The 14,985-nt window shown below is 54.9% G+C and carries 10 protein-coding genes; 6 read left to right on the top strand and 4 right to left on the bottom strand.

All coding sequences use genetic code 11. The annotated features are described in order from the left end of the window. Nucleotides 1-300 precede the first annotated feature (300 nt). Together CSQ89_RS11760 and CSQ89_RS11755 are read right to left on the bottom strand one after the other, a co-directional pair. Entirely contained in the window at nucleotides 301-1,650 is a 1,350-nt protein-coding gene (locus CSQ89_RS11760) for a sigma-54-dependent transcriptional regulator (protein WP_099406354.1), read from the bottom strand. Then, complete coding sequence (locus tag CSQ89_RS11755) at nucleotides 1,647-3,212, bottom strand: two-component system sensor histidine kinase NtrB (protein WP_139022762.1); 1,566 nt, start codon at nucleotides 3,210-3,212, stop codon at nucleotides 1,647-1,649. The genes CSQ89_RS11760 and CSQ89_RS11755 overlap by 4 nt, the downstream gene beginning before the upstream one ends. A gap of 44 nt (nucleotides 3,213-3,256) precedes the next feature. Between CSQ89_RS11755 and yedA the strand changes: the two genes are divergently transcribed. The 6 genes from yedA (at nucleotide 3,257) to CSQ89_RS11725 (ending at nucleotide 13,160) form a co-directional block, all read left to right on the top strand. After that, the gene (gene yedA / locus CSQ89_RS11750; protein ID WP_199065463.1) at nucleotides 3,257-4,150 is read left to right on the top strand and encodes a drug/metabolite exporter YedA; all 894 of its coding nucleotides are present in this window, start codon (nucleotides 3,257-3,259) and stop codon (nucleotides 4,148-4,150) included. Nucleotides 4,151-4,247: 97 nt separating this feature from the next. Then, nucleotides 4,248-5,762 carry a threonine ammonia-lyase, biosynthetic gene (gene ilvA, locus CSQ89_RS11745; protein ID WP_099406351.1) on the top strand — a complete coding sequence of 505 codons (1,515 nt, stop codon included), beginning with the start codon at nucleotides 4,248-4,250 and terminating at the stop codon, nucleotides 5,760-5,762. A gap of 543 nt (nucleotides 5,763-6,305) precedes the next feature. Next, nucleotides 6,306-6,812, top strand: coding sequence for a hypothetical protein (locus CSQ89_RS11740; protein ID WP_139022761.1), 507 nt, complete (start codon nucleotides 6,306-6,308; stop codon nucleotides 6,810-6,812). A 152-nt stretch (nucleotides 6,813-6,964) separates the two neighbouring features. Next, nucleotides 6,965-10,795: a DUF3683 domain-containing protein gene (locus CSQ89_RS11735; protein ID WP_099406355.1), complete on the top strand. Its 3,831-nt coding sequence runs from the start codon at nucleotides 6,965-6,967 to the stop codon at nucleotides 10,793-10,795. A gap of 292 nt (nucleotides 10,796-11,087) precedes the next feature. Further along, complete coding sequence (locus tag CSQ89_RS11730; protein ID WP_099406349.1) at nucleotides 11,088-11,522, top strand: HIT family protein; 435 nt, start codon at nucleotides 11,088-11,090, stop codon at nucleotides 11,520-11,522. 3 nt (nucleotides 11,523-11,525) lie between these two features. Next, nucleotides 11,526-13,160, top strand: coding sequence for a hypothetical protein (locus tag CSQ89_RS11725; protein WP_099406348.1), 1,635 nt, complete (start codon nucleotides 11,526-11,528; stop codon nucleotides 13,158-13,160). A 22-nt stretch (nucleotides 13,161-13,182) separates the two neighbouring features. On the opposite strand, the gene hda is transcribed toward CSQ89_RS11725, so the two are convergent. Continuing rightward, nucleotides 13,183-13,869 (bottom strand): DnaA regulatory inactivator Hda, encoded by a 687-nt coding sequence (gene hda / locus CSQ89_RS11720; protein WP_099406347.1) that lies wholly within the window; start codon nucleotides 13,867-13,869, stop codon nucleotides 13,183-13,185. Continuing rightward, the gene (locus tag CSQ89_RS11715; protein WP_099406346.1) at nucleotides 13,866-14,942 is read right to left on the bottom strand and encodes an AI-2E family transporter; all 1,077 of its coding nucleotides are present in this window, start codon (nucleotides 14,940-14,942) and stop codon (nucleotides 13,866-13,868) included. Before CSQ89_RS11715 ends, hda begins: the two co-directional genes overlap by 4 nt. Nucleotides 14,943-14,985 lie beyond the last annotated feature (43 nt).

The following is a 14,985-nucleotide window of genomic DNA, read 5'->3' as shown; positions in this document are numbered from 1 at the left end:
CCACCTACCATCGCCGACAAGCCCGTTGCTGTCGCCGCACCAAACGTGCTCAGCAAATAGTCGGTGTACAAATCGAGTTCTTTGTTCTTCATTGCGACAGGTTAGCGTATGCACTGCGTAACATCAGCCTATAAGTTGGATAACGTAACCTTTACCAACCGCAATATCGGTAACCTAAACAAGGATTACGACGGTTCCCACGCCGGCCTCTTCTTTACATGGGCTTTCTTCTGATCGCCGCATGATGCGTAACAAAAAAGCCCCATCACGGGGCTTTTTTGTTATCTAACACTCTTACCACTAATTAATCCCTAACCGCTCCATTCGATAACGTAACGAGCGGAACGTCACCCCCAGTAATTTGGCTGCCTGGGTGCGATTGAAACGGGTCCTGTCAAGGGCGGATAGGATCGCATCCTTCTCCACACGATCGAGATAATCCTGCAAAAGCCCAATTTCACCCCGATCCACAGGAAGATCCTCGGCATCGACACGCTTTAACTGAAGATCATCCGTGTTAATGGTCCGGCCATCACACAATGCCAACGCACGTTCAAGGATGTTCTCAAGCTCACGCACATTGCCGGCGAAGTCGTAAGCAATCAGTGCTGCCAGGGCTTCTGGCGCAAGGCGGGGTTCATCCATCCCATTCTGCGCCGACAGCCGTGCAAGCACGCCGTGGGCAATATTGGGGATATCTTCACGCATGTCACGCAATGAGGGCATACGCAGTTCAATCACATTCAAGCGATAGTACAAGTCCTGGCGGAAACGGCCCTCTTCCACACAATTTGCCAAATCCTGATGCGTGGCGCAAATAATGCGTACGTCCACCGATATCTCACGCGTATCACCAATCTTGCGTACTTTCTTTTCCTGTATGACCCGTAGTAGCTTGACCTGCATGGCCAGCGGCAAATCGGCTACTTCGTCCAAAAATAATGTACCGCCATCGGCCGCCTGGAAAAAACCGTCACGCTCACCATCCGCCCCCGTAAACGCCCCTTTCTTGTAGCCGAAGAACTCACTTTCCATCAGGTTCTCGGGAATAGCGCCACAGTTGACGGGCACAAAGGGTTTGTCGGCGCGGATCGACTGCCCATGGATCAACCTGGCCGCCCGCTCCTTACCGCTGCCCGACTCACCCGTGATGTAGACAGGTGCTTGGCTGCGCGCCAGCTTATCGATCAAGGTCAGCGCTTCTCGAATAGCCAGCGAGTCACCAATAAACGCTTTATCGGTACCGGGTACAGTCCGGGAAGCCGGCTTGTCCAATTCGAGCGCCGAACGCACCAAGGTACGCAGCTGGTCTAAAGAAACAGGCTTGGCCAGATAATCGAATGCACCAGCCTTAAGTGCTTCGACCGCGTTATCCAGGCTGCCATAGGCGGTAATCACCGCCACAGGAATATCGTAACCTTGGCGATCAATATGCCTGACGACATCCAGGCCACTGCCATCAGGCATACGCATATCCGTCAGACAAAGATCAATCCCTCCCTGATCAATCCGTTCAATGGCAGCAACCACGCCTTCTGCCAACTCGACATCCAACCCCATTTTCAACAGGGTCAGCTCTACAAGTTCGCGCAGATGGGGTTCGTCATCAACGACGAGAACACGAAGTGGCTTAGAAGATTTTTTGCTCATGCAGGGCGGCTCGGAAAGGTGATGCGAAAGCAAGCACCGAGTGAAACAGGCACATATTCCAGCACGCTGTCATTTCCAGCGCAAATCTCGCGTGCAATATATAGCCCGAGACCGGTACCTTTTGCATCAGTGGTGAAGAAGGGTTCGAATAACTTACCCATATCTTCAGACGACACGCCAGCGCCATCATCCCGCACCTGTATAGCCCAAGCATCCTCTGTTGGCCCAACTTTTACGCTGAGCCCACCATCTTTCTGCGAGCAATAACGCCAACCATTGCGACAAAGATTCCACATTACCTGGTGCAGCTGCCCTTCATCGAAGCGGGCTGTCGCGCCTTGAGGGCATTCCAGCACAATGTCTGCTTGAATACCCTCCACCTCCTTGAACTCGGCAACAAAAAGCGTCAACCACTCATGAAGCCGAATATCGACCGGATCTGCTCGATCGCGTCGATTCAAATCCAGCACTTCCTGCACCATCTGATTCAATCGCTTGGTATTGTCGCCAATGATCTGGGTAAGCCGTTTACTGGCAGGATCATCGGCATCTTCCGCCAAGAGCTGTGCTGCATGGCTAATCGCAGAAAGCGGGTTTCGGATTTCGTGCGCGATGTTCGCAGTAAGTCGCCCCAAAGCAGCAAGCTTGATTTGCTGCGCCTCGCGTTGCAATCGCTCGATATCCTCAAGAAAAACAACCGTACCTGTCGCCGAACTACCCACCTGCACCGGCATGAAACGCGGCCGGACCCGCTGGTTACTGGCCGGATTGGGCGCCAAGGTCGAATCACCCTCACGCCAGCCAGACAGCGCTCGCGCCAATGCCGGCGAGAACTCCCGTAACACAGTGCGTCCTACTACCATGCCTCGGCCAAGCAGCCGCTCCGCCTGCTGATTGAATTGGCGCACAACGCCAAGCTCATCCAGCACCAGCACCCCATCCGACACATCCTGAATCACCAATCGGTTGATCTGTGCCATATTCGCCAGCTCATTGCCACGCCGCGCGGCTAGTTGCTCTGATTCGGTCGCATAACTCGCCAACCGATGCGCCAGCCATGCGGTGGCAAAACAGGCAGAGGAGACCATGGCTACCTGAAACCAGTCCGACGCCCTACCGCCATCAAAGAAATACTGATAACCCTGCTGCCCCAACAAGGCAATACTGGCCATAGCGGCATGAAATAAGGTGGTGCTCCCGCGGCTGATCAATCCTGCACCTGCCAGATAGGGCAGCAGCATCAAAGCGATGCCTGACTGGAAACCGCCCCCTATGTGCATCACGCCCACAATAAACAGAATGTCGCTACCCACCTGAATACCAAGCAGTAGCCTGAAGGTCGGCCAGCGGTAACGCAGACAAAGCGTGTAGCCTGAAATCAGACATAAATAGGCCATAGATGCCCAATTCACACTGATGCGGTCTCCTTTATCGAAAAGAAGATTGGGCGATAACGACCAATTCGCTACGATCAGCGACGCCACCATCGCCGCGCGAAACAAGTTGAAGATTTTGGCAGAACGCCAAAAAGCATCTGGAGCGGTGAATTTGCGGGCTGGCATAGCCAATTTATAACCGCTCAAGCGGGGATAGGCAGAAGAACCGCATGCTAACCTACTCCGCTATGTCGCCCCAACGCCCTACCCTTCTTATTCCATTTTGCCTCGCAGCCACCTGGCTGATCTGGGGCTCGACTTACCTCGCTATCAAATTTGCACTGCTCAGCTTCAGTCCCTACGTGCTGTCCGGCAGCCGTTATCTATGCGCCGGCGGGCTCTTGCTGGCTTGGCTTAAATGGCGTGGCGTTGCCTGGCCCAGTTGGGGACAAGTAGGTAATGCCAGCCTTGTCGGTCTGCTCATGCTCACAATCGGTAACGGTCTTACCTGCGTTGCCGAAAAGACGTTGGACTCGGGCGCAACTGCGCTCCTTGTTGCCACCACACCATTGCTAACCGTCGTGATGAGCCAATTAATAGGCAGTCAGGCCAAACCTCTGGAATGGTGCGGTATCGGCCTTGGCCTGCTGGGAGTATTGCTGATGAATCTCGACACCGGCCTGGCGAGAGAACCACTCGATGTAGGCCTGATGGCCATCGCCTGCATTGCGTGGGCTATTGCATCGGTACTCATACCGCGCCTCAACCTACCTGAGGGCAGCATGTCACCCGCTATCCAGATGCTGGCAGGTGGCTTGGTTTCACTGCTGCTGGCGTTGCTTGGCGGAGAGCGCTTCCCCAGCGCCCCCAAACCTGAAGCCATTGCTGCTCTGGCCTATCTGATCGTCTTCGGCTCCATCGTGGCTTACTCCGCCTTTGTCTGGTTGCTGCGCCATGCAAGGCCGGCATTGGCAAGTAGCGGCAGCTATGTAAACCCAATGGTGGCGCTGTTTCTTGGCTGGCTGCTTGCTGGCGAAGCCATTAGCTGGCCGCTTATGGCGGGCATGGGCATTATCCTGCTCGGAGTAGCCTTGATTGGCCTGGCTACTCGCACCAAAGCTTAGCTACGCCAACCTTCCCTTCGGCTGGTATATATGGCAACTCGCCCCTACCGCCAAATCCTGCTAGTTTTCCAACCTTTCCGCCTTCAAGCACCTCGCCATGACCACGCCTGATTACCTCGAACGTATCCTTACCGCCCGTGTCTACGATGTCGCCATCGAAACCGATCTGGACGAGATGCCCAACCTAGCCAATCGAATCGGCAACCGGGTACTGATCAAGCGCGAGGATATGCAGCCCGTCTTCACTTATAAGCTGCGGGGTGCTTACAACAAGCTGTCCAGCCTTACCCAGGCAGAGCGCGATAAAGGCGTGATCACCGCATCAGCGGGTAACCACGCTCAAGGCGTCGCTATGTCCGCACAGAAGCTGGGCTGCAAAGCCACCATCGTGATGCCGATAACCACCCCCAGCATCAAGATCGACGGCGTAAAGCGTCGTGGTGCAGAAGTGGTGCTGCATGGCGATTCCTACAGCGACGCCTACGCACATGCGATGCAATTGGTGGCCGAAAGCGGCGGTACGTATGTTTCACCGTTCGATGACCCCGCAGTCATTGCAGGCCAGGGAACCGTAGGGATGGAGATCCTCCGCCAGCATCCCGACCCCATCCATGCGATTTTTGTTCCAATCGGCGGCGGTGGTCTGGCTGCGGGCCTAAGCGCCTATGTCAAAAGGTTGCGGCCCGAGATCCGCATCATCGGTGTTGAACCGGTCGATAGCGATGCCATGAAACGATCCATTGATGCAGGCGAACGCGTCATCCTCGAACATGTAGGCTTGTTTGCCGACGGCGTAGCCGTCAAGCAAGTGGGCGAAGAAACCTTTCGTCTTTGCCGCGAATACCTCGACGAGATCATCCTTGTTGATACCGATGCTATGTGCGCAGCTATCAAGGATGTGTTCGAAGACACCCGTTCCATCCTGGAGCCCAGCGGTGCACTCTCACTGGCTGGCCTGAAGGCCTGGGCAGCAAGGGAAGGATGCCAGCAAGAAACACTGATCGCTGTCGCCAGCGGCGCAAATATGAACTTCGACCGTCTTCGCCATGTAGCGGAGAGGGCAGAGATTGGTGAAGCACGTGAAGCCATACTTGCCGTCACCATTCCCGAACAACCGGGCAGCTTCCGCGCATTTTGTGAAAAGCTCGGCAATCGTGCCGTCACTGAGTTCAACTACCGAGCATCCGACCCGACCGAAGCGCATATCTTTGTTGGCGTGAAGATCAGCGCACACCAAGAGGCTTCCGCATTAGTCGCCCAACTCAACGCCGCAGGGCTGAAAGCCATCGACCTTACCGATAACGAAATGGCAAAACTGCACATCCGTCATTTGGTCGGCGGCCGGGCGCTAAGGGTCGAGCACGAACTGGTATACCGCTTTGAATTCCCTGAACGCCCGGGTGCGTTGCTCAACTTCCTCACCCATATGGGTAAGGGTTGGAACATCAGCCTGTTCCACTACCGCAACCATGGCGCTGATTTCGGCCGCGTACTGGTAGGTATGCAGGTACCCCCCGCCGACGAAGCCGCCTTGCAATCCTTCCTGACAGAACTCGGCTACGACTACACCGATGAACGCGATAATCCCGCCTACCGGTTGTTCCTTGCATGAACTTGATGGGCGACACTCGCTCTAACCAGACATATAGCAAATCCTGCACAGGCTCTTGAATTTATTCAGGACCGTACGCGCCCTTGACCGGGTGAAGCGTAGATAGACATACGTATTGGGGCCTTCAAGCAGCACATGAGCCCTGATAAGGGACATGCAGCTACGGCCTTCTAAAGCCTCGATAAGCGGAGCGATACAGCGTAAAAATGGCCATGAAATACTCATTTACCCATTGTAAATGCCATTTTCTTGGTCTTTTTGCCTTGTTTTACCCTTACTTAGAACCTGTCTAAAGTCTCGCGAGCTAAGGCAAGATAAGGCGGAAACAGCCGAGAAAGCGGAGTATACAAGTGGTAAGTGAGCATTCCGAGGGTGTTTTCAACGTCATATTGCCGACGCGCAGCAGACTTTAGATAGGTTCTAAAAGACTTTCAACAGGTTATTGGGCACGGTACTTGCTGGAAAGTGGGGTAAGCATTACCTACCAACCCCAGCCAGCGCACGAAAATTACACATTGTCGTATCGCTAAATGAGCCCGCACCATGCAACACCGACCCACCCTCCTTCAGATAGCAGTCCTCTTGGCATTCTGTGTCAATTGCACTTTATGCGCAGACACAGGCAAAAAGGACAATCGCAAGCGTAAAGCCCGCCGGCCTCCAGCGCTGAATCTGAAAGTGCAAGATGTGCCAGTTCATGGCAAGCAGGTACCAGCCACTTTTGTATCACCCATTTTTCGCACCTACCTCGAATCTCCGCCCAACCTTATCGAACCTGTCGGCGCCACCGAAAGAAAACTTCTGTTGGTGGCCCGCAGCCCCGTCGCACCCGACGACAACGAGAACTACCTCTGTTTGAATCGTGAGGCCGGTAACGCTACTGGAGGGGGTGTACGGTGGTCACTTAACGATGGTTTCGGCCTTTATGTTCAGGGCCGAAACTTCAAGCATTTGCAACGCCTCCTCAAGAACCATCGAGTTACCAGCATCTGCCCACCGGGTGACCCCAACCCGATCTGCATGGCCATCCCAAAACAGAATTGCGATTAATGCCCACGCTAAACCAGACCGATAAAACGCTGTTTTTATAAGGTTTAATTGGCATAGTCGTACAGAAAATGTCGCCCCATCGTTCGATGCAGCGCAACATTTCAGCTAGAATCAATTCCCCCGATCTCAGCCGTTTCTGGACGCCCGCCACCATGGCAGATACGCCTCGCCTGCGCGAAATACCCTACAACTACACCTCGTTTTCCGATCGCGAAATTGTCATGCGCCTCTTGGGCGAAGACAGCTGGCAAGTGCTGGACACTTTGCGCACTGAACGCAAGACCGGGCGATCAGCCCGCATGCTGTTCGAAGTATTGGGTGATATCTGGGTTGTTCAACGTAACCCCTACCTGCAAGATGACTTGCTCGACAACGCTAACCGCCTTGAAGCCCTGACCGGTGCCATGCGCCATCGCCTACGCGAGGTAGAGTCCCGCCGTGGCGACAATACCCAGGTCGGTGATCTGCTTGACCGTGCCCGCAATGCGGTAGACCGTTTCGAGCGCTTCTTTCCCGAGACAGCCGAACTACGCCGCAAGGTAATGAAACGGATGGGCGGGCTGACACGTAAAGACAATATCTGTTTCGATGGTCTGGCGCGTGTTTCCCACGTTACCGACGCCACTGATTGGCGGGTTGAATACCCCTTCGTGGTGTTGAATCCCGACAATGAAGACGAAATGGCTGGGCTCGTAAAAGCCTGCATTGAGCTGGGCTTGACCATCATCCCTCGCGGGGGTGGTACGGGCTATACCGGTGGTGCCATACCGCTGACCCCCATGTCGGCGGTGATCAACACTGAAAAGCTGGATCGCCATAACGGTGTGGAATACCTCGACCTACCGGGTGTCGAGGGCAAGGTCGCCACCATCAATTGTGGCGCCGGAGTTGTCACCAAGCGGGTCATGGAAGCCGCCGAAGCCGATGGCTTGGTATTCGCCGTCGACCCAACCTCCGCCGAAGCCAGCTGCATTGGCGGTAATGTGGCCATGAATGCGGGCGGCAAGAAGGCAGTGCTCTGGGGTACAGCACTCGACAACCTCGCGTCGTGGAAGATGGTTGACCCTGATGGCAATTGGCTGTTTATCGAGCGACTCAACCATAATCGCGGCAAGATTCACGACGCGGAACTGGCTAGCTTCAAGGTGCGCAAACTACAGCCTGATGGCAAGACCCCGATCAGCGAAGAAACGCTGGTTATCCCCGGCCCACAGTTCCGAAAGGTCGGCCTGGGCAAAGATGTAACCGACAAGTTTCTGGCCGGTCTGCCCGGGGTGCAGAAGGAAGGCACAGACGGCATCATCACATCAGCCCGCTTTATTCTGCATCGCCTCCCTGCGTACAGTCGCACAGTTTGCCTTGAGTTTTTTGGCACCGTGGCGCAAGCCACGCCAGCCATCGTCGAAATCAAGAACTATCTCGATAGCCATCCTCACGCCATTCTGGCCGGGCTGGAGCACCTGGATTGGCGCTATGTGCGGGCAGTGGGCTATGCCACCAAGGCCAAATCCAAGGGGCGGCCGAAGATGGTGCTATTGGCTGATATCGTTTCGGATAATGAAAACGCCGTTGGCGAGGCTTCGTCACAGGTAGTCAGGTTGGCCAATGCCCGCCATGGTGAAGGGTTCATTGCCGTCACCGCCGAGGCGCGCAAGAAGTTCTGGCTGGACCGCAGCAAGACAGCGGCTATCGCCCGACATACCAACGCCTTCAAGATCAACGAGGATGTGGTGATTCCGCTGCCCCGCCTGGGAGACTATTCGGATGGTATCGAACGCATCAATATCGAGCTCTCCACCCAGAACAAGCTGCAGCTTCTGGAAAGACTGGAAGCCTTCTTCAAAGAAGGTCGCCTGCTATGGGACAGTGAAGATACCGGCATCAGCCATGATGAGCTGATCGGCGATCGGCGTGAAGCGGCTCTGACCGCTATCGCGAGTGTTCAACAGCGCTGGGCCTGGGTATTGCACCATCTCGATGATGCGTTCGAGCAATACACCAGCAATTATCCGAATGTCCGTCTGGAGCCTGCCGGCGACATCGACCCACCACAGTCTGTCTTCCATGCAATGCGTGACTTCGCCTTACGTATTTCCTGGAAACGCGAACTGTTGGCCGATTTGGATGCGCTGTTTTCCGGCGAAGCCGACGCGCCTATTCGCGCAGCAGTGCGCGCCATTCACCAGAAGACCCTCAAGGGCCGGGTATTTGTCGCACTGCATATGCATGCCGGCGACGGCAATGTGCATACCAATCTACCGGTGAACTCTGACGACTATACAATGCTGCAAACGGCTCACAAGGCAGTGGCGCGCATCATGGAACTGGCGCGTGGCTTAAATGGCGTTATCTCGGGCGAACACGGCATCGGCATTACCAAGCTGGAATTCCTGACGGATGACGAAATAGGCCCATTTCGCGCCTATAAGCAACGCATCGACCCCCAGGGCCACTTCAACAAGGGCAAGCTGTTGTACGGTGCCGATCTGCGTAATGCCTACACGCCGTCGTTCGGTCTGCTTGGCGCCGAGTCGCTCATTCTCGAACAATCCGACCTGGGTGCTATTTCGGACAGCATCAAGGACTGTTTGCGCTGCGGTAAGTGCAAACCGGTTTGTGCCACCCACGTACCCCGCGCCAACCTGCTTTACTCCCCACGTAACAAGATTCTTGGTGTTGGCTTGCTGACCGAAGCCTTTCTATACGAAGAACAAACCCGGCGTGGCGTCAGCTTCAAGCACTTTGAGGAGTTAGGCGACGTGGCAGACCATTGCACGGTCTGCCACAAGTGCGTCAACCCATGCCCGGTGAAAATCGACTTTGGCGATGTATCCGTCGCTATGCGCAACTTCCTGCGTAAAGCCGGCCAGCGTAAATTCAACCCCGGTACTGCGGCGGCAATGGCCTTCCTGACCGCCAAGGACCCCACCTCCATCAAAGCACTGCGTACCGGCATGATGGGCGTGGGCTACAAACTGCAACGCCTGGGCCATGAAGTGCTCAAAGTCGCGGCCAAAGCACAGACAGCAGCGCCACCCGCCACGGTTGGCAAGCCGACCATAAGGACCCAGGTAATCCATTTCATCAATAAGAAGATGCCTGGCAATCTGCCCAAGAAAACGGCGCGGGCCCTGTTGGATGTCGAGGACTCGGCAATCATTCCGGTGATTCGCAATCCCAAGTTGGCTGCAGAAGATGTTGAGTCGGTCTTCTATTTCCCTGGCTGTGGATCGGAGCGACTGTTCTCCCAAGTGGGCCTCGCCACCCAGGCGATGCTATGGCATGTGGGCACCACCACGGTGCTACCGCCAGGCTACCTATGCTGTGGCTATCCGCAAACGTCGAGCGGCTTTGCTGACAAAGGAGAGCAAATCACCACGGAGAATCGGGTGCTCTTTCACCGACTTGCCAACACGCTGAATTATCTCGATATCAAAACTGTCATCGTCAGCTGCGGCACGTGTATGGATCAGCTGCAGAAATACCAATTCGAGCAGATATTCCCTGGCTGCCGCCTGTTGGATATCCATGAGTATTTGTTGGAAAAAGGGGTGAAGCTGAACGGCGTAGCAGGTACACGCTATATGTATCACGACCCCTGCCACACACCGATCAAGACCATGAGCCCGATCAAGCTAGCCAAGGAATTGATGGGCCAACAGGTTGACCTGAATGAGCGTTGCTGTGGCGAATCAGGCACCTTTTCCGCCAGCCGGCCCGATGTGTCGACTCAGGTACGGTTTCGCAAGGAAGAAGAAATGCGCAAGGGCGCTGACAAAGCCCGGGCCGGTACCGAAGACAAAGTGAAAATACTGACTTCCTGCCCAAGCTGCCTGCAAGGCCTGAGCCGATACGACGATGACTCGGGCACTACCGCCGATTACATCGTAGTAGAGATCGCCAAGCATACCCTCGGCGAAAACTGGTTATCCGACTATGTAGAAACTGCTCGGGATGGAGGTATCGAACGGGTATTGTTGTAAAAGATGTGCGCTTTGCAAAGGCCAATTGCAACATCACATCGCAAAGCGCTATCTCTCCGCTATGATCCACCGTTACACCTACTTTCTGACGAACGGTTTCCTTCGAGTGAAGTTAGGGTTTGGTGGTACGCGATATAACCTACACCTATGCAGGCAGTGCGTGACGCCCCGATAACAACGGGGCGTTGTCATTTGCCATTGAGCCAAACGACCCTCGGTCGGCACAGCTTGCAGTGGGCCAAACCCCGTTGACACAATGACAATGTAATACTTTTTACCTTAATCTCTACTCATGACAAGCAATAGTTGCCCGCTATGCAATGAAATCGGTGGTGAACTGATCTGGCAATCAGCACTCTATCGTGTCGTAATGGTTGAAGAGCTTGGCTATCCCGGTTTTTGCCGCGTCATCCTCAACCACCATGTGGCTGAAATGACGGAACTGGGAATGGATGAACGCAACAATCTGATGAATGCCGTCTGGGCTGTTGAAGAAGTGCTAAGGGTAGAAATGAAACCTCAGAAGGTGAATCTGGCTAGTCTCGGTAATGTCGTGCCGCATCTACATTGGCATGTTATTCCGCGATGGCAAGACGACCCACACTTCCCTGCTCCGATCTGGGCCACACCGTTACGCGAAAGTACATCACGTACCATTGACTTAAACTGGCTAAAGGCCGCGCTGGCATCCAAACTCCTGATGCTGGAATCCTTTTCCAAGGAGTAATGCATGCATGCCCTGGAACTCCCTCCACTAGACCCAAGCCAATCACTTGAATTTGCTGATGCCCGAGGATTTAAGGAGTGGCTGAAGCTGGTGCCAATGATCAATGTACGCCAAGCGCATGATGATGTGCTCAATACGTTAAGTCGGCTAAATATTTCACCAGTACTACCAATTGAGCGACTGAAAATGCTGGAACTCCTGCGTGAATCGGTCGCGATGCTGCAGGAAGAGAACGCCAAGCGATATTTTGGCAGGCCCTTCCCCTTGGCCGCCGCTGAAGACAGCGCCTGGCAAGACAATTTGCGCCTGTGGCTGGCCATGAGCCAAGGCTATCGTCATTGCTGGCTTGCCGGGCTGAAGCATGATGTGACCGTTGCTGACCATTGTGCACTATGTGGTCAGCGCGCCATACGCTATGCAGCTCTAGCCATCCGTGAATACCATCTGGCCTACCGCAGCATTCCACAAGCACGGTGGGCAGATATCTACGACTTGTATCAAATCGCCACAAAGGCCGACATCGCGAACAAGACGGTTAAGGACAGCCTGAATACACAGACCGAGCTGTCCTCTTGTACCGCAAGCTTCCTGCAGGCTGCACTGCTTGCCGCAGCCAACCCTAGTGCCATGCCAGTACGGCAACTCATTTGGACAGACCGGCTGCTGGATCGCTGGTCAAATCAGACCACGTTGCTGACCGAACCTCCTGAACGTTCGGATCGAGGCGCACTGGCGCTCGACCTGGAAGAGGCCAGCGAACTAAAACGCTATGACCCGATCCCTGTGGGCCCCAGCTGGCGTTATGTCGATATCGACCCCGTCGGCAAACGAATAAAGAAGCGCATCAAGTCACTGCGCGCCGGCGAATTGCCTGCACAGCTTGGGCTGGGAGAGGATTTTGCCGCCAGCACAGCTGAAAGCAATCTGGTCGGTCTATTTCATGAGTGGTGCGACCTCCCGCTGGAAAGAGGCATGCCCCGCCACCAGAGTCTTGACGACGCTACACCCGCGCAATTGGCGCTGGGCTTGAATACAGCTCATCAAGCCATATCCGGCAAGTTATTTACCCAGCCAGATGAACTGCATGAGGTACGTGGTCGCGCCATTGCTGACTTTCAACTTTTCGGAGGCCAAGCGCATCATCTAAGCAGCAGTAACGCTGCCAAGGAGGTAGCAGCATTGCCAGAGTTGGAATCATGGCTGATGGAAAATGAAAGCGCGTTAGGCTTCAAACTGAATCGGCAAGGCCCAGGCGGCCGACTCAACCACAGCCAACTGATAGCGGTAAAACCGCGCCCCGACCAACCCATTGTTGTCGGTAGCGTGCGCTGGTTGGAAGAAGGCGGTAACGGCGAACTCAACATTGGCGTACGTCTACTGCCCGGCATTCCGCGCGCCGTATCGGTACGCCTTACCGGCGTTAACAACTTCGGCAGCCAATTCACCCAGGCCTTATTACTGCCCGCCATGCCTGCTTTGCACACCGAAACCAGCCTCCTGGTACCAAACAGCTGGCACAAAGCGGGAAAAATCATTGAAATCTATGTGGATGGGCAAATAAGGAAGATCAAGCTTGAACAGATGATCGAGCGTGGCCAGGACTTTGAGCGAGTGACTTTCCAGGGCGATCTTAGCTAACGAGGGCTGGACCAAAGGATATTCAGGGCTGGCCAAGCTCAATATTCTGCAAAGTTTCCCGTACAAACGGCAGTGTAAGCGGCCTACCGGCCGCCAACGCTGCCAAGTCCAGCTTGTCCAAAAGCGCTGTCAGCGAACCTAAATCGCGGCTCCGATGGGTGACCAGCCAACGACAAACCGTCTCGTCGATGTCGCACCCACGCGCCCGGGCGCGGTGACGCAGCAAAATGGCCTTGTCCTCATCTGCAGGTTCGCCAATCTCAAACACCAGACCCCAGCCAAGACGCGTGGTTAGATCATGTCGTAGCGGCATCTTGGCGGGTGGTAATGGGCCTGCCGTCACGATAGCCCGCCCAGCTTCCCGCTGCGCGTTGATCAAACCGAAAAGGACGATTTGTTCTTCGGCCGTTAGTGCATCGACATGATCCACCGCCAGCAATTCATAGCCATGCGCGGCCTCCTCCAACGGACTTTGCGCAGCATCCCAATACCGAGCGAACAATCCCCCCGCCAATGCACGCGTCACCGTTGCGCGCAGTAGGTGAGACTTTCCCACCGTAGCTTTACCCCAAAGGTAGATACAGCCTTCGGAGGACTCACGATCAGACAACGCTTTCAGGGCAAGAAACGCCTCGAGATTTGGACCAATCAGAAAATCGTCAAAATCAAAGGGTTCGGGCAACTGCAGATCTAGTGCTAACTGCTTCATGGCTGACGACGATACAAGACACTATCGAGATATTGCTGCCTCACATGCCTCAACCCAACAAGCAGCATGGCTGCCATCGGCAACGCGAGTAACACACCAACAAACCCGAACAGCTGACCAAACGCCATCAACGCAAACACCACGGCAACCGGGTGAAGGCCGATACGCTCGCCCACTAAACGGGGGGTGACATAAAACCCCTCTATCAACTGCCCAAACAGAAATACTCCCCAAACCGGCAGCATTCCGCCCAAGGAATGAAACTGCAACACAGCCGTCAAACTGGCCAGCAATACGCCCACGACAACGCCAAGGTAGGGAATAAACACCAGCAAGCCAGCCACAATCCCGATTGGCAAGGCCGACTTCAACCCGGTCAGCCATAAGCCAACACTATAAAACAGCGCCATGATCAAAATGACGGACAGCTGGCCTCTGAGGAACTGGCCCAGCACAACATCAGCCTCACCCACCAATTCGTGAACCTTGCTGCGCCAACGACGTGGCAACAAGGTATCGACTTGCGACAACAATGCTTGCCAATCCCGCAGGAAATAAAACAATACCAACGGAATCAATGCCAGATTACCGACAATAGCAATGACCGCCATACCGCCCGAGGTCAACGAAGGCAATAACGCTTGCAATAGCTTGCCTGCCTGCTCGCTATGCTCGGTCAGCCAAGCCTTTGCATATTCCGGGTCCAGGCTCAATTCCATGCCCAGGTGCTGGTTCAACCACGGGCTGGCTGAATCGCGCAGCCACGTGAGCAAGGTTGGGATATAACCCACCAGCGCACTCAGTTGCTGGACAAAGATCGGCACGATCACCAGCACCAATGCCACCAGGATCAGCATGACCGCCAGCAGTACCAGACAAACGGCCAAGTCGGGCGGGCATCGACGCCTCGTCAGTTGGTTGACCACCGGTTCGAGGATATAGGCCAATACAGCGGCCGTGATAAAAGGAGTCAGTACTGGCGCCAGCAGATACAGCAAGGCGAGGCCAAGTATAAATAGGCCAAGTGGCCAATACTGAATCCAGTGGGCTTTGTGCGGGCGGTGGCGTTTCATTTCGGGTAAAATGCGCGCGAATTCCGGTGCTTATGGTTTTCTG

The sequence above is a fragment of the Chitinimonas sp. BJB300 genome (assembly GCF_002735695.1).
Classification (GTDB): domain Bacteria; phylum Pseudomonadota; class Gammaproteobacteria; order Burkholderiales; family Chitinimonadaceae; genus Chitinimonas.
This window is presented reverse-complemented; position numbering and strand designations above follow the sequence as displayed.